The sequence below is a fragment of the Achromobacter sp. FW305-C-30-7 genome (assembly GCF_058783105.1).
Genome location: NZ_JBYSYI010000014.1, coordinates 89,696 through 111,049 on the forward strand (window position 1 = coordinate 89,696; position 21,354 = coordinate 111,049).

At 63.0% G+C, this 21,354-nt stretch carries 18 protein-coding genes; 7 read left to right on the forward strand and 11 right to left on the reverse strand.

From position 1 onward, the window contains the following. Positions 1-46: 46 nt before the first annotated feature. Genes AC3WOB_RS29905 through AC3WOB_RS29925 form a run of 5 tightly spaced genes read right to left on the reverse strand, consistent with a single transcriptional unit; the run spans position 47 to position 5,114 of the window. Positions 47-766 carry a GntR family transcriptional regulator gene (locus AC3WOB_RS29905; protein ID WP_492277035.1) on the reverse strand — a complete coding sequence of 240 codons (720 nt, stop codon included), beginning with the start codon at positions 764-766 and terminating at the stop codon, positions 47-49. Beyond that, positions 763-2,430 carry a GMC family oxidoreductase gene (locus tag AC3WOB_RS29910; RefSeq protein ID WP_492277036.1) on the reverse strand — a complete coding sequence of 556 codons (1,668 nt, stop codon included), beginning with the start codon at positions 2,428-2,430 and terminating at the stop codon, positions 763-765. The genes AC3WOB_RS29905 and AC3WOB_RS29910 overlap by 4 nt, the downstream gene beginning before the upstream one ends. Next, positions 2,427-3,425: an ABC transporter substrate-binding protein gene (locus AC3WOB_RS29915; RefSeq protein ID WP_492277037.1), complete on the reverse strand. Its 999-nt coding sequence runs from the start codon at positions 3,423-3,425 to the stop codon at positions 2,427-2,429. The genes AC3WOB_RS29910 and AC3WOB_RS29915 overlap by 4 nt, the downstream gene beginning before the upstream one ends. Positions 3,426-3,459: 34 nt before the next feature. Further along, positions 3,460-4,317 (reverse strand): ABC transporter ATP-binding protein, encoded by an 858-nt coding sequence (locus tag AC3WOB_RS29920; RefSeq protein WP_492277038.1) that lies wholly within the window; start codon positions 4,315-4,317, stop codon positions 3,460-3,462. Between the two features lie 29 nt (positions 4,318-4,346). Next, positions 4,347-5,114 (reverse strand): ABC transporter permease, encoded by a 768-nt coding sequence (locus tag AC3WOB_RS29925; RefSeq protein WP_332016001.1) that lies wholly within the window; start codon positions 5,112-5,114, stop codon positions 4,347-4,349. An 81-nt stretch (positions 5,115-5,195) separates the two neighbouring features. Here AC3WOB_RS29925 and AC3WOB_RS29930 point away from each other — a divergent pair, with 81 nt between their 5' ends. Further along, complete coding sequence (locus tag AC3WOB_RS29930; protein WP_492277039.1) at positions 5,196-6,362, forward strand: mandelate racemase/muconate lactonizing enzyme family protein; 1,167 nt, start codon at positions 5,196-5,198, stop codon at positions 6,360-6,362. A 63-nt stretch (positions 6,363-6,425) separates the two neighbouring features. Here the strand turns inward: AC3WOB_RS29930 and AC3WOB_RS29935 are convergent, their stop codons facing one another. After that, positions 6,426-7,415, reverse strand: coding sequence for a hypothetical protein (locus AC3WOB_RS29935; RefSeq protein WP_492277040.1), 990 nt, complete (start codon positions 7,413-7,415; stop codon positions 6,426-6,428). Between the two features lie 601 nt (positions 7,416-8,016). Between AC3WOB_RS29935 and AC3WOB_RS29940 the strand changes: the two genes are divergently transcribed. Further along, entirely contained in the window at positions 8,017-9,225 is a 1,209-nt protein-coding gene (locus tag AC3WOB_RS29940; RefSeq protein WP_492277041.1) for an MFS transporter, read from the forward strand. Positions 9,226-9,289: 64 nt separating this feature from the next. Here AC3WOB_RS29940 and AC3WOB_RS29945 read toward each other — a convergent pair whose 3' ends face one another. Both AC3WOB_RS29945 and AC3WOB_RS29950 read right to left on the reverse strand, forming a co-directional pair. After that, a complete protein-coding gene (locus tag AC3WOB_RS29945) occupies positions 9,290-10,438 on the reverse strand; it encodes a serine hydrolase domain-containing protein (RefSeq protein ID WP_492277042.1) in 1,149 nt (382 codons plus the stop codon). 60 nt (positions 10,439-10,498) lie between these two features. Beyond that, a complete protein-coding gene (locus AC3WOB_RS29950; RefSeq protein ID WP_492277043.1) occupies positions 10,499-11,713 on the reverse strand; it encodes a benzoate/H(+) symporter BenE family transporter in 1,215 nt (404 codons plus the stop codon). Between the two features lie 206 nt (positions 11,714-11,919). Between AC3WOB_RS29950 and AC3WOB_RS29955 the strand changes: the two genes are divergently transcribed. From AC3WOB_RS29955 to AC3WOB_RS29965, 3 genes are all read left to right on the forward strand, one after another. After that, the gene (locus AC3WOB_RS29955) at positions 11,920-12,501 is read left to right on the forward strand and encodes a TetR/AcrR family transcriptional regulator (protein WP_492277044.1); all 582 of its coding nucleotides are present in this window, start codon (positions 11,920-11,922) and stop codon (positions 12,499-12,501) included. Positions 12,502-12,607: 106 nt separating this feature from the next. Then, positions 12,608-13,105, forward strand: a complete 498-nt coding sequence (locus AC3WOB_RS29960; RefSeq protein WP_492277045.1) for a Rid family hydrolase — start codon at positions 12,608-12,610, stop codon at positions 13,103-13,105. Positions 13,106-13,248: 143 nt separating this feature from the next. Then, a complete protein-coding gene (locus AC3WOB_RS29965; RefSeq protein WP_492277046.1) occupies positions 13,249-14,421 on the forward strand; it encodes an MFS transporter in 1,173 nt (390 codons plus the stop codon). Positions 14,422-14,520: 99 nt separating this feature from the next. Here AC3WOB_RS29965 and AC3WOB_RS29970 read toward each other — a convergent pair whose 3' ends face one another. From AC3WOB_RS29970 to AC3WOB_RS29980, 3 genes are all read right to left on the reverse strand, one after another. Next, a complete protein-coding gene (locus tag AC3WOB_RS29970; protein WP_492277047.1) occupies positions 14,521-15,888 on the reverse strand; it encodes an aldehyde dehydrogenase family protein in 1,368 nt (455 codons plus the stop codon). Positions 15,889-15,915: 27 nt separating this feature from the next. Next, positions 15,916-17,622, reverse strand: coding sequence for a thiamine pyrophosphate-binding protein (locus AC3WOB_RS29975; RefSeq protein ID WP_492277048.1), 1,707 nt, complete (start codon positions 17,620-17,622; stop codon positions 15,916-15,918). Positions 17,623-17,711: 89 nt separating this feature from the next. Further along, positions 17,712-18,089, reverse strand: a complete 378-nt coding sequence (locus tag AC3WOB_RS29980) for a cupin domain-containing protein (protein ID WP_492277049.1) — start codon at positions 18,087-18,089, stop codon at positions 17,712-17,714. A 347-nt stretch (positions 18,090-18,436) separates the two neighbouring features. Between AC3WOB_RS29980 and AC3WOB_RS29985 the strand changes: the two genes are divergently transcribed. Together AC3WOB_RS29985 and AC3WOB_RS29990 are read left to right on the forward strand one after the other, a co-directional pair. Further along, on the forward strand, positions 18,437-19,378 hold the full coding sequence (locus AC3WOB_RS29985; RefSeq protein WP_492277050.1) for a helix-turn-helix domain-containing protein: 942 nt from the start codon (positions 18,437-18,439) through the stop codon (positions 19,376-19,378). A 244-nt stretch (positions 19,379-19,622) separates the two neighbouring features. After that, positions 19,623-21,308 carry an amidohydrolase gene (locus tag AC3WOB_RS29990; protein ID WP_492277073.1) on the forward strand — a complete coding sequence of 562 codons (1,686 nt, stop codon included), beginning with the start codon at positions 19,623-19,625 and terminating at the stop codon, positions 21,306-21,308. Positions 21,309-21,354 lie beyond the last annotated feature (46 nt).

Genomic DNA, 21,354 nt, shown 5'->3' on the forward strand with positions numbered 1-21,354 from the left:
CCCGGAAACGCTTGCCCGCACAGACGCGCGGACCGCTCTTTCCCTGTCACGGCTTCAGATCGATTTCCATGCGCACGAAATCGCCGCGATAGGTCACCTCACCCAGGTAGATGACGCGTCGCTCCGGCCCGGTGAACACGCGCCGGACTTCCGCCACGGGCGCATTCACATTGATGCCCAAATGCTGCGCCACCTCGACATCCGCTGTCGATATAGTCAGCACCTGGCGGGCGGAGACGATATCCACCGAGGACATGCCCATCAAAATGGGGATGACGGTTTCCTTGCGAAAGCGCGTGGGGTGCTTTGCAAAGATGGCGGCGTCCAGGTAGATATTGATGACGCAATACGGCTGCCCGTTGCGCGTATGGATACGCCGCATGAAGACGTACTTCTCCGCGGCAACGCCGTCGGACTCGTTCAGCAATGGCGTGCGCGTCGACTCGTCGATATTGAGTATGGTCGGGTGCGTATTCCGATAGACGCTGGACAGGTTCTCGAGCGTGGTCTCGACCCGGAACCAACGGTTGTCCTGGGGCTCCCCCGTCACGAAGGTACCGCGCCCCCGCTGCGGTGAAAGCAGCCCGTCGCGGGTGAGCCTTTCGATCGCCTGGCGCACCGTGACCTTGGCCACGTGGAACTCTTCGGCCAGCGCGTCGAGCGAGGGCAATTTGTCACCGTTCTTCCACACGCCCTTCAGGATCCGCTGTCGGAACAGATCCGAAAGTTGAACGTAGAGAGGGGCTTGGGCGGTGTCGAGAATCATGGCGTCAAAGTGTCCGCGACTATATCACGCGTGGGTAGCCGGACTCCGCCGCGCGCGTCCTCCAGGATCAGCGCGGCGCCCTTCTCGCCGATCATGATCGCGGCGGCGTTCGTGTTCGTCGACACCATGCGGGGCATGACCGAAGCGTCGATGACCCGCAAGCGCTCGATCCCGCGGACGCGCAAGCGCGCATCGACCACCGATCCGGCATCGCCGCCCATGCGGCAGGTGCCGGCGGGATGGAAGACCGTTCCGCCCTTGTTGCGGGCGAATTGCTCCAATGCGGCGGCAGTCGTCACGTCGTTCCCCGGCAGGTACTCTACACCGGTCACCAATTCGCGGAACGACGGCTGGGCATAGATATCGCGCAACATGCGCAACCCCGCGACCAGGACCTTCGCATCGCGCGGCTCGGTCAGGTAGTTCGAAACGATACGCGGCGATGCAAAGGGATCCGTGCCCACGATCTCCACATTTCCGCGCGAATCGGGCCGGCATTGCGTGGCCGACGCGGAGAATCCGGAAAACCGATGCAGCGGGTCGCCGGGTTTGTCGACCGACAGCGGCATGACATTGAAGAGTATGTCTGCCCGGCCGCCCACCGCGTGCTCGGTCGCCGCCAGTCCGCCCACTTGGCCCGCGCCCACCGTGAGCGGCCCCCTGCCCTGGAACAGCCACTGCGCCCCCATCCCAGCGAGGCTAAACGGATTGCGCACCGCGTCGTTGAGCGACATGCGCTGCTTCAATTTGACGATCACGCGCGCCTGGTAATGGTCCTGCAGGTTGCGGCCGACTTCCGGCGAATGCGCCGCGACGGCGATGCCATGCCTGGCAAGCAGCGCCGCGTCGCCCACACCGGAGAGCTGCAGCACCTGGGGCGATTGCAGCGCGCCGGCGGCAAGCACCACCTCGGCGTCCGCCATCGCGCGTTTCAGTTGACCATCCTGCGTCCACTCCACGCCTAGCGCCCGGCCGCCTTCGATCAGGATGCGCGTAACGTGGGCCCCAGTCTCGATCACCAGATTCGGGCGTGACCGGGCCGGATTCAGGAAGGCGGTCGCGGCGTCGCAACGCCAACGGCTGCCGAGCGTCAGTTGATAGGGGCCGACGCCCTCCGATTCCGCGCCGTTGAAGTCGTCATTTCTCCGGCAACCGGACTCGACCGCCGCTTCCACCCACGCAGCCGTGTAAGGATGTTGATTGCGCAGGTTGGAGACACGGAGTTCGCCCGAAGCCCCGTGGTACTCGGATTCGCCTGCGTCGTAGCGCTCGGACTTCTTGAAGTACGGCAGTACGTCCCGATAGGCCCAGCCCGTCGCGCCGAGAGCAGCCCAATCATCGTAGTCCTCATGCTGCCCGCGGATATACAACAGACCGTTGATGACGCTTGAACCGCCCAGCGCTTTCCCGCGCGGCCACAGGATGGCTCGATTGCCGGTCTCGGCCTGGGCCTCGACCGGGAACAGTCGGGAAAACCGTGGATCGTAGATGGTCTTGAAATAGCCCACCGGAAGCTTGAGCCAGAAGTTACGCGCCGCCGCACCCGCCTCCAGCAGCAGCACGCGCACCGCAGGATCGCGGCTGAGCCGATTGGCCAGCACGCATCCAGCGGAGCCGCCGCCGATGACGATGTAATCAAAGCCCGTGCCAGCCGCAATGCTCATGTCTTGATCGCCTCCAGATAGGCCGAAGGATCGAAGTAGCGCGAGGCGGGAACCGGATTCGGGATATTCCCCGCCTGCGCGAAGAAGTCGGTCACCTGCTGCAGCCAGCGGGTCACGGAACCATCCTCATATTTGGTGCGCCACTCGGCCGTGGAGAAGTACTTGGCCTGCTTGAACTGCGCCTTGAACTCGGCAAGCGGCACGTCCTTGTATTGAGACTTTTGCAGCGTTTCCATCGCCAATTCCGGGGCTTTCACAATGGCGTCGTTGGCCTCGCCCCAGGCGGCGATGAGGCTGAGAACGGCGGGCTTTTGGGCCTCGTAGAAGTCGTTTCTGGCCGCCCATCCGCCCATGATCGCCGCCTCCGGATAGAACGCGGAAGCGTCGATCAGCATGCGCGCATTGGACACCTTGGACCGGACGATCGTGTCGAATGGCACCCAGAGCGCGACCGCGCTGACCGCGCCGGATACGAACGAGGTCACGGCATCGGCCATGCGCTGGTTGACGATCTGCACATCCTTGCCCGGGTCGAGCTTGGCCGCGCGCAAGGCCCGGTCCAGGAACACATGGGCGGTCGTGCCCGTTGTGGTCGAGATCTGCTTGCCCTTCAGGTCGGCCACGGTCTTGATCGACTCGTCGCGCACCCATAGCTGGGCGGTGCCGTACTCGATGTCGTTCACAAGAAAGACCTTGCCCTGCCCGCGGGCGGGGAAGTTCGAAACGACGGCGCCGGTGGCCAGCACGTCGAGACTGCCGCCTATCATGGCCTGGAAGATCTCGAGGCCCGTGGTAAAGACGATGGGCTCCAGTTCCAGGCCATGCTTGGCGTAGCTGCCCATCTGCAGGCCCAGCCACAAATGTCCGTCGACGGCGGGCGTGTGCAGGTAGCCCACGCGCAGCTTCTTGCGCGCCTGGCCGATGGCGGGCGCCGCGATTGCTGCGATGGACGCGGCTACGCCGGCCTTGAGTAGGGTTCTGCGATCGAGCTTCATGGAGTCTCCTTGCTGTGGGGCTGCTGACGCCGGCTCAATCGGTCGGCCGGACGGATTGGCGGGCCTGGGCTTGATACTCGAACATGACCAGTTCCCGGATCTCGCGGCTCAATTCGACAAAGCGCGGGTCCTCGTGGACCCGCTCCGAACGGGGGTAGCCGAAAGGCACCTCTATCACCTTCCGGACTTTTGAAGGCCGGGCAGTGACCACGACGATCTTTGACGACAGGTAGATGGCTTCCTCTACCGAATGGGTGATCAGCATCACCGTCTTGCCTTCGGTCTGCAGCACTTCGAGCAGGAGGTCCTGCATGGCGGTCCGGGTCTGCGCATCCAGCGCGCCAAAGGGCTCATCCATCAGCAGGAACTGCGGTTTGACGGCGTAGGCGCGCGCAATCGCGAGGCGCTGCCGCATGCCGCCGGACAGGTGCTTGGGAAAGTGATCGGCGAAGTCGGTCAGGCCCATCAGCTTCATATAGCGCTGGCAGATCTCGGCGCGTTCCCGCGCACTGACCTTGTTGGCCGCGAGCTTCATGCCAAATTCGATGTTGCCGCGGACCGTGAGCCACGGGAACACGCCGTATTCCTGGAAAATCACGCCCCGGTCCGGCCCGGGGGCCGTGACGGGCTGCCCATCCAGCGTCACGGCGCCAGCGCTAGGCTGTACGAATCCGCCCACGATATTCATCAAGGTCGTCTTGCCGCAGCCCGACGGGCCGATGATGGACACGAACTCGCCCTCCCGGATGTCCAGGGTCACGCCGTCCACCACCCTCATCGGCCCCGTGGCGGTAGGAAAATCCACGCTGACGTTATCGAATCGGATCCTGACTTTCGGTTCCTGGGACGGCTTCGGCGTGGCGGTATCCACGCTGCGCAGTTGGGTGCTCATGGTCATGGTCATGGATGTCCGGGATGGTCTCAGGCGATGCGGTCTTGCCACGCGACCAGGCGCCGGCTTGCGGCCCTCAGGGCCAGGTCCATCAGCATGGCGATGAGGCCGATGCAGATGATCCCGACATAGATCACGTCCAGCTGGAAAAACGACGACGCGTTCTGGATGAGCGCGCCGAGCCCCTGCTGGGCGGCGATAAGTTCAGACGCCACCAGCGTGGCCCAGGCCACGCCCAGCGCCACCCGGATGGCCGTCAGGATGTGCGGCACGGTCAACGGGACGATGACCTTGGCGAAGATTTCCAAGTCATTGGCGCCCAGCGTGCGGGCAACGCGCACGAAGATCGGGCTGATCTGCGCAATTCCTTCATACATCACGATGACGCCGGCAAAGAACGAGGCGTAGAACAGGATCACGGTCTTGGCCGATTCGCCGATCCCGAAGTAGACGATCACCAGCGGAATCAGCGCGATCGGCGGAAGCGCGCGGAAGAAGTTGATGACGGGATCGATAAAGACCCGCAGCCCGCGATACCAGCCCAGGCAAAAACCTACCGGCACTGCGGCGAGGATGCCCAGCGCGACTCCGGTGAAGACGCGGCGCGCCGACATCCAGATGTCCAGCCACAGGCGATCCTTGGAGAGCTCGATGAACTTTTCGATGACAGCCGCGGGCGAAGGCACCAGGGCGGGGCTGACAAGCCCGCTGGCGCGTACCGCCAACCACAGCGCGAGGATGCATAGCCAGGGCGCCGCGATGAGCAGCGGGCGCGAGATGAAGGACGGAAGGCGCATGGTGTGTATAGAGGGTTATACCTGAGTTGCAATCCGTAAGTGCTAAACATACTATAGACCAGCACTTAATATCTTAAAGCCATGACAAACCCTAATGCCAAACAGTCCCCGGCCGTCGGGCCTTTCACGCTGGCGCGCGTCGAGGCCTACGTCCTGCGCTGGCCAGTCAAGCGTCCGGTACAGACCTCGTTCGGCACCATGTATGACCGCCCCGCCCTGCTCGTGCGGGTAGAAGACGCGGACGGCGCGGTGGGCTGGGGGGAGGTCTGGTGCAACTTTCCCGCCTGTGGCGCGGAACACCGCGCCCGCCTGCTTGAAACCGTAGTGGCGCCGCTGGTCGTCGGCCAGCCCTACGCGTCGGCCGCAGCGGCGTTTGCCCACATGAGCGCGCGCACCGCGGTGCTTGCCATCCAGTCCGGCGAGCCGGGCCCCATCTCGCAGGTGATTGCTGGGGTCGACCTCGCGCTGTGGGACATGCTGTCCCGCCGGGCGGGCGTTCCGCTTTGGCAGTTCCTGGGTGGCGCTTCAGGTGTGATCCGTGTCTACGCAAGCGGCATCAACCCGGATCGTCCCGAGGACACGGTGCTCGCCAAACATGCGGAGGGCTATCGCGCGTTCAAGCTCAAGGTGGGCTTCGGCGAAGAGCGGGACCTCTCAAACCTGAGGACGGTTCATGCCCGGCTGCCCCAAGGCAATGAACTCATGCTGGACGCCAACCAGGCCTGGGATCTGGCAGGCGCGCTGCGCATGGCCAGCCGCTTGAGTGAGTTCACGCCTGGATGGCTGGAGGAGCCGCTGCGCGCCGACCGCCCCCTATCGGAATGGGCGCAGCTGGCTGAGAATGCGGGCATCCCGCTCGCGGCGGGAGAGAACCTCATCGGTCCTGATGCCTTCGACGCGATGATCAACAGCAAGACGCTGCATGTCGTACAGCCGGATCTGGCCAAATGGGGCGGCATTTCCGGTTGCCTGCCCGTCATCGACCGGATCCACCAGGCAGGACTGCGCTACTGCCCGCATTTCCTCGGCGCAGGCGTCGGCCAGCTCGCCTCGGCGCACATCCTGGCGGCACGGGGACAAGCCGGCGGCATGCTCGAAATCGATGCCAACGAGAATCCCCTGCGCGCAGCACTCAGCCCGGCATTGGGCAGGATCGTCGAAGGAAAGGCCAACCTCGGAAACGAGGCGGGCCTGGGAGTGGAACCAGACATCGCGCAGTTGCGCGATATCTGCGGCTTGCGTCCGTAACTGCCCTCCCTCTGCCTGGGCCGTCTGCCGCGCATGACGACTGGCCCTGGCGGGGGTGGAAGTTCAGAGCGACGAACCGATCTGCAGGACCGTGAATTCGCGCCGCATGTAGCGATTCATGACCTGCGCCAGTATCGGATTGCCGGCATTCTCCGCTTTCGGCGCCGTCACGCTGACGACTGCGGCGCACAGCTTGCCGGCCGGGACGGTACGCACCGAAACCTCGGCCTGCACCGCGTTGGCCATGCTTTGCTTCCAGGCGGCAGCCACGCCGTCCACGGCCTGCTTGGCGGTCGCGCAATCGGCATAGGACAGCGAAATCACGACCGCAGGCGCATTCTTGATCTGCACGTCCGCAATCACACCCGCAAAGTAAGGCGGGATGCCGCGTCCGCTCGATTCGGCCAAGGCTTTGAGCTTCTGCTTCGCGGTCTCCATATCGTCCGGCGAGGAAGATATGACCTTGCTCGGGTCGGCAGCCTGCAATCCCAGCACAGGCGATATGATCGCCGCCTGCACGATCTGGCCGTTGGCCGCGGGCACCGCCTCCTTCAGACCGGTCAGAGAGGCAGCAACGATTTCACTGTCCGCCACGGACGGCTTGGGCTGACCCAGCATTTTCATTCCCGTTGGCGCGGACGCTTGCACCAACGCCGCATCCAGCGGCAGAACGAAGCTTGCGCTGCCCATCGTCCCTCTCCACGGATCGCGTCCGTTGGCCTTGGTCATGTCGGGCTTGTTGGCCTCGCCATTGGCGATCAGGCCCGCGACATCGCCATTCACCGTAGCGAAACCGGCCTGTTTCAGACGATCCACCAAGTTGTCCGCGGCCTGCCTGTCCTTCAGCCCCCAATACGCAACGTTGCCGGGTGCCTGACCAAATCCGGCGAAATAGGACAGCTCATCAAAGCGGATTCTTGCGTTATCGGACCACGGGTCCAGGCCATAGCCGATGGATTGAAGCGGACTGATCGATTGCGCGATGCCCAATCTGCGCATGCCATCGGCCGACGGCCCAGCCTGCTCCAATCCCCGCCAGGCTTGCACGTCCATGAAGAACACCTGCATCGCTTCAGGGGAGGCAAGCACTACCTGCGGTATCTGCCTCAAGGCTTGCTGCAGGGTTTGCGTGCTGTCTTGTGCCGCGGCGGCAGTACCCCATCCAGCCATCAAGCACAGAGCAAGAGCCTTTAAGCGCATCCAATATCTCCCATTACGTAATTCACTCGTTTCTCGTGCGGCGCCTGCTTTGCAAGCAGGTTCAACAAGCCATCTCGCCTGATGCTCCGGAGGTTGCTCGATCATTTCAGGCGAATTGCCGCAAACCTTCAGAGGCATGGCCGGATCGCAACCGGGCGAGTATATCAACGCTCAATGAGCAGCAAAAAAGCCCGAAATAGCGCGCCCTAAGCGGCACTTCCATGCCGCTGGACGTCGGCTCGCGCTGTCGCTACAGGCTTTGACATATATACGTACGGTCGTATATATTAAAGAAAGCCTGAACTCAACTACGGGTCGATATGAACACGCTGGCAAGAGGCGGAAACGAGGCGACCAGCGCCTCCCCGCTTTCAGGCCGGCGGCTTTGTGTGGCCCACCCCAAAAATCGCCAACTTGGCGCGGCGCCCGCGTCGCAGCGCCAAAAGGACCAATCATGCTCAATTCCACATTGCCATCCTCACGCGTGGTTCCCCGTCCAGCGGCAAAAAGCCAGTGGCTCGCAGTTTCCATGCTCGCCTTCGGCGTGTTCGTCGTCGGAACTGGTGAATTCGTGCTGGCGGGTCTGCTACCGCTGCTCAGTCGCTCGCTTGAAATTTCCCCCTCCGTCGCGGGCCAGGTGATCACGATATTCGCGCTGACCTGCGCGATTGCAGGCCCGATCCTGACGACCGCGACGGTGCGCTGGCAACGCAGGACAGTGCTGGTCGCCGCATCGGCCGTGTACCTCCTGGGCAGCGCCTGGACCGCGCTCGCGCCCTCTTACCTGCAAGTCCTGCTTGGGCAGGTCGTGGCCGCGCTGGGCGTGGGCATGTTCGTTCCGACAGCCACCGTGACCGCCGCTGCCATGGTCGCGCCAGAGCATCGGGGCAAGGCCATCGCGCTGGTGGTCAGCGGCTTTACCGCGGCGACCGCGTTGGGCGCGCCCTTGGGTACTGCCTTCGGCGGGGTGTTCGGCTGGCGATCGACCATGTGGCTGGCAACGGGCCTCGCCGCGATCGGCGTCATCGGCGTCTTCCGCGCCATTCCCGCGACGCTGGCCGTTGTCGCTGCCCATGGACTGCGCCAGCAATTCCGCCTGTTGTTGGAGCCCCGGATTCTTGCCGTGCTCGGCGTAACGCTCTTGGCCTTCACGGCGGTCTATATGCCGTACACCTATATCGGCATCATCTTTGAATCGGCCACCCAGGCGAATAGCTTCTATCTGGCGGGGCTGATGACGACCCTAGGCATCGTGGGGACCATCGGAAACCTGGGCGCCGGGATGCTTGCGGACCGTATTGGCGGGCCGAGAGTTGTGATTCTTGCCCTGCTTTGGTTGATTGCCGCCATGCTGGTCTTGCCGCTGGCGACGCAAAGCCTGCTGGCGGCGTTCGTGATGATCGCGTTCTATGGAGTCGCAGCCTTTGCCATCACGACACCTCAACAACACCGCCTGATCTCGCTCAAACCTGATGCCGCAGCCGTCCTCATCTCGCTCAACCAGGCCATCCTCTATCTCGCCATCGCACTGTCCGGATCGATCGGCGGGCTTGGAATCGAATGGGTCGGAGCGATCAATCTGGGCTTTATTGCCGCGGCCCTGGCAGCGGCTGCGTTGTTGCTATCGGTTTTGACGAGGTCAACGCCTCATGAATCAAAGTGACGCAAGCATTTTCCCAGCCCGACCCTCGGGCGGGGCTGGAGCCGGTAGGAATGCAGCGCGGACCCTAGCGAAGCGCAGCCTGCTGAAGCGCCTGATGATCCGCATAGACCGCAGGCGCATCAAGCGCCCTCGCGCACATGACCACTACCGCCCGATCGCGGGAAAGGTCGCTGAGCCATGAGGTGCCGAGTCCTCCTGACCAGCCCGCGGTTCCTTGCAAGCCGTCCGTGAGGGACCGCCCTGCGTCGACCGAAACGCCGTAACCCCAGCCGCGGCCATCGAGAAACCCGGCTGCGCCGGCGCGCTGTCCGGCAGTAAGCTGGTCGGTCAGCATGCGCCTGACCCAAGTCTTGCCCAGCAGCCGGCCTTTGGGCGTTTCCCCCTCGGCATGCAGCATGCGTACAAAGGCCAGGTAGTCGGCCGCCGTTGACACCAAACCGCCTTCGCCGCCTTCAAATGCGGGGGGGTTCGCCCAAGCGCTCTCCTCTTTCGGACCATCCGCAAGCTGGAGGTCGCTGGAATAGGCGGGCGTGAGGCGGGACAACTGCCCGGGTTTGACGTAAAAGCCGGTGTCCTTCATATCCAAGGGCTCGAACACCCGCGCACTCAGGAACTCAGACAATGCCATGCCCGAGAGCCGGGCGATCAGCACTCCCTGCACATTGGACGCGACCGAGTAAAACCACCGGTCGCCGGGATGCGCCAATAGCGGCAAGGCGCCGAGCCTGCGAAGCCACTCATCCGGCCCCATGGCCGAGGCTGGCCGCGGGGGACCAAAGCCCACCAGTTGTTGGCGCGCGATTTCCCGCTGGATCGGGGTGCTGCCGGGAACGGCGGGCACGATACCCGTGCCAAGCCGGGACGTCAGGATGTCCTCGATGGTGATCTCGCGCTTCGCGGGCACCGTTCTATCCAGTTCACCCTGCAGATCGACCAGTACCTTGGGCTTGCCCAGTTCGGGCAACCACTTGGCCACTGGCTCGGTCAGCTCGATATCGAGTTTCTCGATCAGTATCATGAGCGCAACCGCCGTGATCGGCTTGGTCATGGACGAGATTCGGAAAATGGCATCAGGCGCCAGCGCAGCTGAACGCGCCATATCGACGTGCCCGGCCGCGCTAATGCGGCTGGGTGATTTCCCGCTGAAGCGCGCCACGACGGCGCCAGGATAAAGCGTGCTCGCATCTGGCAAAGCCGCGTCGATGTCGCCCATAGTTTCTCCATTGTTGTACTAGTCCATCGGACAGGATCGCGCGACGCCCGCGCAACCGTTTCAAGAGCGGGTCCAGTCCGGGCGCTCCAGCATCAAGCTTGTGACGACGCCGAAGACGATCCCCCAAAACGGCGCGCCAATACCGAACAGTGCGGGGCTGCCCAGCGTCACCAGAAATGCGACCAACGCCCCCAGCGAGAATTTCTGGCTAAAGGATGTTTGGAAGGCGCCCTGCAAGATGCGCAACAGCGCAAGACCGGCAAGCGAAGCAAGAAACGTCGTAGGCGTAGCCAGCATGGCCTGCGTCACGATCGGAGAAAACGCCCCGAACAGAATCGCCAGGATCCCCAGGAAGATGCCCGCGAGCCAGTGACGGCTTCTGCATTCGCCCGATGCGAGGATGGCGCTTGAGGGGCCGGTCAGGCATGTCGACACGCAACCGAAAAGCGCGGTAATGGCCGAGAAAATGCCGCAGGCATTGGTAATCGCATTGACGGGCGGGCTATGACCCGCATTTCTCAGCAGGGACACGCCTTGTGGTGTGTAGACCGCCACCACGGTGACCGTAAGCGGCACGACCAATTCGAGAATCGCGGGCCACGAGAAGACGGGCACATAGAGATTGGGCTGCGCCAGCGCATTGGCCACCGTCACGCCTTCAATGCGCGGAGCCTCGCCCGCAATCACCAGCGACACAATGCCAACAATCAGCACGCCGACCATGGGCGGGAGCCATTTCTGAACGGCAGGAAAGGCCGAAAGCACGAAGAAGGTCACCGTCATGGCCGCGGCAAGCCACGGGTCCGAAGCAAACGATCGTATCCAGTCCAGACCGAAGTTCAGGAACACGCCGGCAACCATGCCCATGATGATAGGCAATGGCAGACGATCCATCACAAGCCTGACCCATCCGGTCAGCCCCATGGCAAGGATCAGGATGGCCGTGATGAGGTAGGCGCCTATGACCTCGGCGAAAGTCAGGTGCTGCAGCGCGCTGGCGACCAGCACGGTGCCAGGAATCGTCCAGAAAAACGCCAGGGGCTGCCGGTAGATCGCAGACATGGCCACGGTCAGGATGCCGTTGATGGAGAAGGCCGCGAAGATCCATGACGCGATGTCGGATTGGCTGAGGCCCCCTTTCGCGCCCGCGCTCATGATGATCGTCACCGGCGCCGATGCCGCAAACAGGAACGCCACCAAGGCGTTCGTCAGCTCGGTAACCGGGAGATGAACGAAAGGCGATCGGGCAGTTCGGGAAAGGTTGGAGTGAGCCATTTCAGATGGATGTCCTTGCCCCTGGTGGAGACGCTTTTTACCGAGTGCCGCACGGCTCCGTCTTGAACGAAATTGCAGGCGCCAGGAGATGGCCAAGGACTTGCGGTGCTGCTGCTCGCCGCGAGGGCATCGAAAAATAGTTGTTTACCAGTCAGTAAAATAATACCTATAATCCGACGCGTGAACAGCGGCAAAGGACAGTGATCATGAGTGGAAGGCCCAAGGAGTACGACGACACCGTCGTCATAGACGCCGCCATGGACGTTTTCTGGACGAACGGCTACGAAGCCAGTTCAACACAAGAGCTGTGCGAGCGCACAGGCTTGGGGCGCGGCAGCCTCTACCATGCATTCGGCAGCAAACAGAACCTCTATGAGCAAGCCCTGCGCCGCTATCAGGAGCTGGGACTCCAGGCGCAAACGGAGATCCTCAACGGCCCTGGCAGCGCCAAGGACAGATTGCGGGCGCTGCTGCAATGGGGCGTTGACGGCGACCTGGATCCAAGCCGGCGCCGTAGTTGCATGGCGCTTTTTTCGGTCATGGAGCGCAGCAGCAAAGATCCGGTCATCGACCGGATCAACCGAAGCTATGTCAACAAGCTGGAAGCGACAATCTGCCACGTTATCGCCGTCGGCCAACGCAATGGCGAACTGTCTGGTGACCGGCTCGCGTTGGAAATGACGCGCGCGTTCCTTGCCAGCTACTACGGGCTGCGCATCCTGGGGCAATCCATGCCGGATCGGGCGTTTCTTCAAGACGTGCTGGAGGGCACCTTGGCAGGCCTATGAGCAACAGAACAATTGCCCCTTTGAATCACCACAGACCGCAGGCTCCGGCCTATTTTTTTGCCCAATTGTTTATCGATCATTACACTATTAACCTCAAAGAGCCCGTATGAACCACCCTTCCAGCATTGATTTCCGGCGCATAGCAACCAAAACGGGGGCAGTCGTGATTCCCGCCACGCTGGAGTCAGACGTTGCGCAGTTTCACTATGCGCCCGCGCGTCGCGCAGGCGACTTTGTGTACCTGTCCGGCATTGTGGCTTGCAATAGAACAAGCGAGCCAATGAGCGCAACCGCGTTTTGCGATGAACTGCGTGACGTGTTCAGACAGATCGAACATCTGCTTCTGGCTTGCGACGCGCAGATGGAAGATGTGATCGAGCTGCAGATGTTCCATGTATTCGGCAGCGACCGCCTGGAACTGGACAAGGCTGGCCAGTTGGCCGCAATCGGACGGGTCCGCGATGAGTTCTTCTTCGCTCCGTATCCTGCCGCTGTGGAACTGGAAGTTGCTGATTTGAACCCCGATGGCGGGCTGGTAGAGATCAAGGCGGTGGCCTTTGCACCGCTCAACCGCACAGTTGACGCCGAGTCCCCTACCCCATGACAGCGCACGCGCGCGAGGTCGTGTTCCCATCGTCCCGCTGCTGAACCCAACGAGTCGTCGACTACCCCAAAAATAGCCACCGGCCCCTGGCCGGTTCTTTTGGGGCAATTCTGTACTGACCAATAAACTTTAGGAGTTTCCCCATGCCACTAGCGGTCTACATCCTGGGATTGACGATCTTCTCGCTGACCACGTCCGAGTTCATGGTGGCGGGCATGATGGCGTCGCTGACGCAGGCCTTCGGCGTTTCAGTGACGCAGATCGGCTACCTCATCTCGCTGTATGCCATCGGCATGGTCGTCGGCGGCCCCTTGCTCACGGTAGGCCTGATCAAGCTGCGCATACCCAACAAGAAGGCCCTGCTCTGGCTGCTGGGCTTCTACGCAATCGCGCAGTCGGTCGCCGCATCCGCGACCAGCTACGAAGTCATGGCGTTCGCCCGGGTCGCCACGGGGGTGGCAGGCTCCGCGTGCTTTGGCGTGTCGCTGGCGATCTGCGCCGAGATCGTGGCCATGCAGTCGCGCGGCCGGGCGGCGTCCATCGTGATTGGAGGCTTGATGCTGGCGACGGTGCTGGGTGTTCCCATCGCCACGGTCGTCGATCAGCACCTGGGCTGGCGCGCCAGCTTTTGGCTGGTGGTTGCGCTGGCCGTGCTGTGTGCAGGGGTGATCACGATCCTGGTGCCGTCTGCCAAGGCATCGGCAACGGCCAGCCTGGCCGCGGAACTGGCCGAGTTCAAAAACCGGCACCTGTGGGCGGCTTTCGCCACCAGCGGCTTGATCATCGGCGCGACGTTTGCAGCCTTCAGCTATTTCGCTCCGATCCTGACCGAAGTGGCGGGCTTCGCCGCATCCTCAATTCCCTGGCTGCTGGGCGTCTACGGCGCGGCCAACGTGCTGGGAAACATGGTAGTGGGGCGCTATGCGGACAAACACGCCATGCCCATCATGGCTGGCGGCTTGGTCGTGCTGGGCGCAACCTTGGCGCTGTTCGCCGTGTTTGCTGAAAGCCAGGTTCTCAGCCTGAGCGCGCTGATCGTGATCGGCCTGGTCGGCGTGCCTATGAATCCCGCGATGATTGCGCGTGTCATGCAGACTGCGCATCCTGGCGCGTTGGTCAATACCGTCCATACTTCGGTGATCAATATCGGGCTGGGGGCTGGTGCGTGGATCGGCGGACTGGGTATCGCGGCGGGTTATGGCGTGCGTTCGCCGCTTTGGGTTGGGGCCGCATTGGCTGTGCTGGGATTGGTCAGTTTGTTGCCTTATCTAGGGCGAAAGACGCGTCACACGCGTACGCTGGTGGCAGGCCGATAACGCTTCTTGAGCGCAACCGTTGCGGCAAGGCGGCGCACGCGGGCCAGAGGTGCGCAGCGGCTCACCGAATTCCCCGGTGCCGCTTTCCGCCCCAGACCATCAACCGGCGGGATACGGCGGCCTGTGCTTCTCAAGCTTGGCTTCCGCGGCATTCTGCGTGACGACGGGCATCAGGTTGCTGAACGTCCTGAATCCAGCGACCCCACGATATCGGCCCATACCGCTGGCGCCGACCCCGCCGAACGGAATCTGCTCGTGAAAAAGCTGGGACACGACGTCGTTGAGGGTGAGCGACCCGGCCTGGAAATTCTCCCGCAGCCAGCGTATTTCCTCCGGGTCATCGCCAAAATAGTAGGATGCGAGAGGACGCGTCAGCGACCGGGCATAGCGGGCCGCCTCCTCGAAGGAGTCGCAGCCGATGACAGGCAGAATGGGGCCGAAGATTTCCTCGCGCATGACCGCCATCGAGGCGCTCGTCTCCAATAGCAGCGTCAACGGGAACTGGCGCGTCCCCGCCGGGCGCGCTTGCGCGCCGTGCAGTTGCCTCGCGCTTGCGCCTTTCGCCACGGCATCGTCCACCAGGGTCTGCAAGCGAGCGTAGTGCCTGTCGCTGATTATGGCGGAGTAGTCGTCATTGCCGGCAATCGAGGGATATAGCTGTTGTGCGTGCGCAAGTATCCCTTCGGCCAGGCGCTCCGCCACCTGCCGCGGCGCCAGCACATAGTCCGGCGTTACGCATACCTGCCCCGCAAACAGCAATTTCCCGTGCGCCAGACGCGCGGCAGTCACGTCGATGTCCGCGCTCCTGCCGATGAAGACCGGACATTTTCCTCCCAGCTCCAAGGTAACCGGCACCAGGTTCCTCGCCGCTTCCATCATGACTTTCCTGCCGGTTTCAGTCGACCCCGTGAAAAGCAGATGGTCGAACTGCAAACGGCTGAAGGCCGCTGCGACGTCGGCTCCGCCCTGTACGGCCAGGACTTCAGCCGCGTCGAACTCCCTGCCCAGTTCCCTGGCGAGCAGGCTGGAGGTCGCGGGAGTCAATTCCGGCAGTTTGATCATTGCGCGGTTGCCCGCTGCCAGTATCCCCACCAGGGCGAGATAGCTGATGAGGACCGGTCCATTCCAAGGGGTCATGGCTCCCACCACCCCAAGCGGTGCGAAGCTGAGCTGCACGTCGACATCCGGATCGCCGACGTCCAGTGGCTGCGCCTTCATCCAATCGCCGAGTTGGCTCGACGTGTGGCGGATGACCTCAAGCCCCCCCAGGATGTCCGCGGAATGGCTCAAAAACCGGCTGCGTCCGCCAAAATCGGCGGCCTCCGCTTCCACGATCTCCTTCCGGTTCCGATCCAGCACGTTGGCCAGCCGCCTGAGACGGTCGAGCCGGACCTCGAGAGCCGGATAGCCCGCGTTCATGAACGACCTCTTCTGCCTGCCCAACGCCTCGGACAGTTCGTGTTCCATGGTTGTGGTCATGGTCGGGGCCCTTGATCAGAAAAGTCCGGACGGCGACAAGGCGTCGTTCCCCAGCCATCCGGCCAAGGCGTCCACGTAGGGGGGAGCGTCCATGTAGCTGGCTTTCTGGTCGGTGACGACCTGCACCAACGCGGGCTTTCCGGCGGAGAAGGCGCGCTGGACGGCCGGAACGATCTCCTGCGCTTCCTGGACGTACTCGCCATGCCCTCCCATGGCGCGCGCGATCTGATCGTATCTGACAGGGCTGAACGTGGCCTCGATGGCATGGCCGACATGCTGCATGTGCGACGACATTTCCGCGCCCAGCGCGCGATCGTCGTTGACGATGACCACCACGGGAAGCTGGTGTCGAACCAGCGTTTCGAACTCCGCCAAATGAAAGCCCAGCGCTCCGTCGCCCGTCAGTAGGCAGACGCGCCGCGAGCCGGCGGCAAGCTGTGCGCCGATCGCATAACCCAGGCCGGAGCCGAGGTGTGAAAAAGTGGAAGTGTAGAGAAATTCGCTGCTGCGCTGCTCGAAGAACGCCATCTTGTGCAGGATGGTAAGGCCGCCGTCCAACACGATGACGGCGTCTTCGGGAACAGCCTTGCGAGCCTCCAGCATGAGCCGGGACGGATGGATCTGCTCGGATTCGGGAATGGCCGCGGCCAGGCGCTCGCGCTCCGCTACGTACTCGACCCGCAAGCGCGATAGTTCTGCCCATGCCGGCGTCGGCCTTGCCCGTTCCAGTCCGGCGATAAGCTGCCCCAGAATCAGCGACAGATCTCCCACCACCGCATGATCTGCGCAGCGGTTCACGCCCACCATTCCGGGATCGGTCTCCAGCACCAAAATCTTGCGGTCCGCACCTGCACCCGCGGCGAATGGCCCGTGACGCCCGTAGCCGTCCATTTCAGGGAAATTGGTTCCAATCCCGATCAAGAGGTCGGACTTCTCTATCGCCTCTCTGCCCGCCCGGCTGAATTGGAACAAGTACCTGTCATCGCTCTCGGGAACCGCTCCGGTGCCCCCCAGCGAAGTCAGCACCGGCGCCCCGACCAGATCGGCCAGTTTGCGGAATTTGGCGTGCAAGCGGTTCCTGACAACTGCGGGTCCGGCCATCAGGATGGGTTTGCGAGCGCTCAGTATCAGGTCGCAAGCCTTATCCATGCTGGCGGCGTCAGCGGCCCGAGGCTGCGCGCGATAACGAGCCGGACTTTCCGGGGGCGGAAAATCCCATTCCATGTCCTGGATGGAATAGTCGAATTCCAGATACACGGGCCCCGGAGTGCCTGCCCACGCCTGCCGGAATGCTTCCCTGACGATGTCGTCCAGATGGCCGGGCGTATCGATGGACGCCACGAATTTGCAGGGCACGCGGAACATTTCGAGCATCGGGGCATACAGCCACCTGTTGCGGCGCACCGCAAGATTGGTGGCGGATTGCCTGCGTGAACCGATCAGCAGGAGAGGAATGTTCTCCTGCGCCGCACAGACAGCGGACGAGAGCATGTTGGAAACGCCCGGCCCCATGGCGCCCATAGCCACCTGCATGCGGCCTGTCATGCAGTAATAGCCCGAAGCCATGAAGGCCGCCACCTGCTCATGACGCGGGCCAACGAGCCGGATACCCTTCTGTTGCGCGCATTTCTGGATCTCCACCATACTCAGATCCCCTTGGGAAAAAATCATCTCAACTTTTTCCTCGAGTAGAAGGTCGACCAGCCGATCGCCAAATGTCATCCTCACCCTGCTCTCCTGTTTCGGTATCAGTCCGCGCTTTCGCCGCCGCGGGATGCTGCATCAACAAAACGCCGCCAAGGATTTCTTCTTCAGCTGATCCAGGGCAAGGGCAAGGGTTTCCCGTCGGGATGAAACACCTCCACCGGCGAGGCCGCGAGTATGCCTCTGATCACCAGCGTGTCCTGGCCATCGTTGAATATCTGGTGAACCACACAGCCAGGAATGGCGACGCTCATCCCCGCCGAGAAGCGCAGCGTGCCCTCATCCGACTCGACCCGGCCCCTGCCCTGCTCGCACACGATCACTTCCGAGCATTCATGCCAGTGGTCCGGCGTCGCCATGCCCACCGCAATCTTCTGATGCCAGACCGAAAGGCCGGTCAAGCCGTCTCGATGCGACGCGATCGTCCGATGGGCGATGCCTTGCATCGATGTTTCGACATCGTCGATGTGCTGTATCAATTTCATGTCCGTTTCCTCCCTGGTTCGCGGCCGCGCGCCGGCATCAAGCCGGCTCATGCGCCCATCAGGACAAGGTAGCAAAGCCGGGATGGAACAAAGTTGGAGAAAGTGCATGATCTCGCGGACTTTCGTGCACTCGCCGTCGCGACTGGACACGTGGAGCCGAATTTCGCGCTGCCGAACCAATACGTACGCACAAGGTCGGATAGGGGCACGTGCTTGCACGCGCTGGACCGCAAGATGTGGAAACGCTAATCTGGCTCGTGCCCATTGCCGCTGCTGCAACTGACGCGCCCGCGCTGCGGCGACACCCGAGCGGGACTTGCTGCCTGCGGCCCCATGGATCGAACAAGATGCAGACCATACTCGACACCGAACTTCTCACGCCGGGCAGGCGCTTCGAAGTGTTCCAACGCGCCGTATGCCGCGTCGCGGAAATTTCGGTGCGCCGGGCCGCCACAGACGGTTTCAATGCAAAGATCAAACAGGGAAAGGCCGGGTTCCTCGAGTACTCGCTCGTCGACTACGACTCCGCGAGCATCGAGCGCGGCCCGGCAGACATCGCACGCGACCGGCAGACTGATTTCCTGCTTGCCGTTCATCTCGGCGGCCGGGTACACATGAAGCACCTGGACCGCGAAATGCCGCTGCAGCAGGGCGATTTCACGATAGTGGACAGCACCCTGCCATACCGGATAGAAGCCAACAGTGCGGCCAAGCGCCTGGTCATGCGAGTTCCCCGGCATGAGTTCATGCTGCGCGGCCTCGGCATCGATGCGATGTGCGGGCGCGTATTCAGCGGCGCGCGCGGCACCAGCGGGCTGGCCTCCCGCCTGCTGCAGGCCCTGGCAGCGGAGACGCCCGACCAGATCCCGCCTATCGGCCATTCGCTCACCTCCGCGCTGCTCGACCTGGTCGCCGAATCGGAAACCCAGGATGGATCCGCGGTCCCGTTGGGCCGATCACACGACCACCTGATCAGGCGCATCAGGACCATGGCCCTCGCCCATCTCTCCGATCCGGATCTATCGGCGGGCCGCATCGCCGAGTTGGTGGGCATCTCCATCCGCTACCTGCATCGCGTATTCGCCGCCACGGGGACGACGCTGCACAAATGGATAGAAGACGAACGCCTGGAACGCGCCCGATGCCAGTTGCTGAACCTTAACCAGCGTCACCGCTCGATCCAGGAGATCGCGTTCAGCTGCGGCTTCAAGGACGCCAGCTACTTCGGCCGCCGCTTCCTGCGTAAGTACGGCGCCACGCCCAGCCAATTGCGCCGCCGGCAGCCATGACTTCCCTGCCGCGAATGACTTGCTGGTCCCGGTGCCGCCGGACTGGCAATTCGCGGCCCGGCCCATGCACATCGTCTATCCGCACAGCAGACACTTGTCAGCCTGGGCAGGCCGGAGGGCGGCTGGCCCGCGCCCTTGCCATCCGCCGCAACCACAGTCACACTTTTTTATTTGACACTTAAATATTTGACGTAAGAAACTTGCGCCATCGATGCCTACAGGAATGGAGACGCCCGTGAGCAAGATGGCCCATGCAATCTGTGCAAAGAAAGTCGCGGGAGCAGCCATTCTGGCCGCATCGGTTGCCGGCTGCGCAAGCTCCCCGCACACTCCTGCGGCAACCGCCGACTCGGTCTTCATCAACGGCAAGGTGGTCACGGTCGACGCGCGCTCTTCCGTGGTCCAGGCCCTGGCCGTCAAGGACGGCAAGTTTATCGCCGTAGGCACGACAGACAGCGTCATGTCCCACGCGGGCCCCACCACCCGTGTCGTCGACCTCAAAGGACGCACGGTGGTTCCTGGCCTGGCCGATTCGCATCTGCATGCGGTCGGCGGGGGCCCGGGAATCGACCTGTCTGCAACGCGGTCCGTGGCGCAGTTGCTCGGCAAGGTCTCCGAAGCCGCCAAGGCCGCGACGCCGGGCGAGGTGCTGGTCTCCAACAGCGATTGGCACGAAGCCCAACTCAAGGAACAGCGGCTGCCCACCGCCGACGAGCTGGAAACCGCGGCCCCCGGCGTTCCGATCATTCTCGTGCGCGGGGGCCACAGCTATTTCCTCAACAACACCGCCCTGGCCAAATATGGCATTACGACGGCAACGCCGGTGCCTGCGGGGGGATCGATCCCCCGCGCCGCATCCGGCCGCCTGACGGGCGAACTCACCGGCAACGCCAAGCGGCTGGCCCCGCTGCCGCCAGCGCCACCCATTAGCCTCGCCACTCTGGAAGCACAGCAACGAAAGCTCAATGAGTACGGCCTCACCAGTATCCGCATCCCCGGCACGACTGTCGCTGCCTACCGGCAGTTCCAGCAGTTACGCGACAGCGGCAAGGCGACAGTGCGCTACAGCATCCTGTTCCGCCCCGCCGGCCTTGCCGACTTCCGCTCCAGCATTGTCGAGGCGGGCATCAAACAGGGAGAAGGTGACGAATGGGTCAAGGTATGGGGCATCAAGATCAGCGTGGACGGGGGGTTCGAGGGCGGACGCATGACGCGCCCGTATGAAGGCGCCATGGGCAAAGGCGGCACCTACTACGGCCTGCAGACCATGCCGCAAGCGGTCTTCGACGAGTACGTCGCGGCAATCAACAGCGCCGGCTGGCGTACCGCCGTCCATGCGGTGGGCGATGCCGGCGTCGACCAGACGCTCCAGGGGTTCGAGAAAGCCAACGCGGAGCATGATCTCACCCACGCCGGCTGGACCATCGAACATGCGTTCATCACCCGCCCGGACCAGTACCCGCGCATCCGCGCCATGAATCTGCGCTTGTCCGTTCAGGATCACCTCTATCTTGCCGCGCCCGTGCTCAAGCGCTACTGGGGCGCCGAACGCGCCGCGCGCGTGACACCGCTCAAGACCTACCTGGAGCAAGGTTTCATGCTGGCGGGCGGCACCGATTCCCCGGTCATTCCGGTCAATCCGTTTTGGGCCATGTACCATTTCCTGACGCGCGACACGATCTCGGACGGCGTCTATGGCGCGGATGAGGCGGTATCGTCACGCGACGCCGTGCTCAGGCTGATGACGATCAACAACGCCACGCTGACCGACGAAGCAGCCATCAAGGGATCCATCGAGGCTGGCAAGCTAGCTGATTTCGTGGTGCTTTCCGCCGACTACCTGAACATCCCGGCCGCCGAAGTAAAAGACCTGACCGCGCTGGCGACCTATGTGGGCGGCCAGGAGGTTTATCGGGCGGCTGCCTTCTGAATGCGGGCCGCATTCGGCAACCCCGCAAAACAGCTCAGGCTGGCCG

What these genes read in the sequence shown, in the direction of transcription:
- AC3WOB_RS29905 (WP_492277035.1), bottom strand. Translation starts at nt 766, where the DNA reads ATGATTCTCGACACCGCCCAAGCCCCTCTCTACGTTCAACTTTCGGAT.
- AC3WOB_RS29970 (WP_492277047.1), bottom strand. Translation starts at nt 15,888, where the DNA reads ATGGAACACGAACTGTCCGAGGCGTTGGGCAGGCAGAAGAGGTCGTTC.
- AC3WOB_RS29930 (WP_492277039.1), top strand. Translation starts at nt 5,196, where the DNA reads ATGACAAACCCTAATGCCAAACAGTCCCCGGCCGTCGGGCCTTTCACG.
- AC3WOB_RS29990 (WP_492277073.1), top strand. Translation starts at nt 19,623, where the DNA reads ATGGCCCATGCAATCTGTGCAAAGAAAGTCGCGGGAGCAGCCATTCTG.
- AC3WOB_RS29965 (WP_492277046.1), top strand. Translation starts at nt 13,249, where the DNA reads ATGCCACTAGCGGTCTACATCCTGGGATTGACGATCTTCTCGCTGACC.
- AC3WOB_RS29985 (WP_492277050.1), top strand. Translation starts at nt 18,437, where the DNA reads ATGCAGACCATACTCGACACCGAACTTCTCACGCCGGGCAGGCGCTTC.
- AC3WOB_RS29945 (WP_492277042.1), bottom strand. Translation starts at nt 10,438, where the DNA reads ATGGGCGACATCGACGCGGCTTTGCCAGATGCGAGCACGCTTTATCCT.
- AC3WOB_RS29960 (WP_492277045.1), top strand. Translation starts at nt 12,608, where the DNA reads ATGAACCACCCTTCCAGCATTGATTTCCGGCGCATAGCAACCAAAACG.
- AC3WOB_RS29955 (WP_492277044.1), top strand. Translation starts at nt 11,920, where the DNA reads ATGAGTGGAAGGCCCAAGGAGTACGACGACACCGTCGTCATAGACGCC.
- AC3WOB_RS29975 (WP_492277048.1), bottom strand. Translation starts at nt 17,622, where the DNA reads ATGACATTTGGCGATCGGCTGGTCGACCTTCTACTCGAGGAAAAAGTT.
- AC3WOB_RS29925 (WP_332016001.1), bottom strand. Translation starts at nt 5,114, where the DNA reads ATGCGCCTTCCGTCCTTCATCTCGCGCCCGCTGCTCATCGCGGCGCCC.
- AC3WOB_RS29980 (WP_492277049.1), bottom strand. Translation starts at nt 18,089, where the DNA reads ATGAAATTGATACAGCACATCGACGATGTCGAAACATCGATGCAAGGC.
- AC3WOB_RS29910 (WP_492277036.1), bottom strand. Translation starts at nt 2,430, where the DNA reads ATGAGCATTGCGGCTGGCACGGGCTTTGATTACATCGTCATCGGCGGC.
- AC3WOB_RS29950 (WP_492277043.1), bottom strand. Translation starts at nt 11,713, where the DNA reads ATGGCTCACTCCAACCTTTCCCGAACTGCCCGATCGCCTTTCGTTCAT.
- AC3WOB_RS29920 (WP_492277038.1), bottom strand. Translation starts at nt 4,317, where the DNA reads ATGAGCACCCAACTGCGCAGCGTGGATACCGCCACGCCGAAGCCGTCC.
- AC3WOB_RS29940 (WP_492277041.1), top strand. Translation starts at nt 8,017, where the DNA reads ATGCTCAATTCCACATTGCCATCCTCACGCGTGGTTCCCCGTCCAGCG.
- AC3WOB_RS29915 (WP_492277037.1), bottom strand. Translation starts at nt 3,425, where the DNA reads ATGAAGCTCGATCGCAGAACCCTACTCAAGGCCGGCGTAGCCGCGTCC.
- AC3WOB_RS29935 (WP_492277040.1), bottom strand. Translation starts at nt 7,415, where the DNA reads ATGGACGTGCAAGCCTGGCGGGGATTGGAGCAGGCTGGGCCGTCGGCC.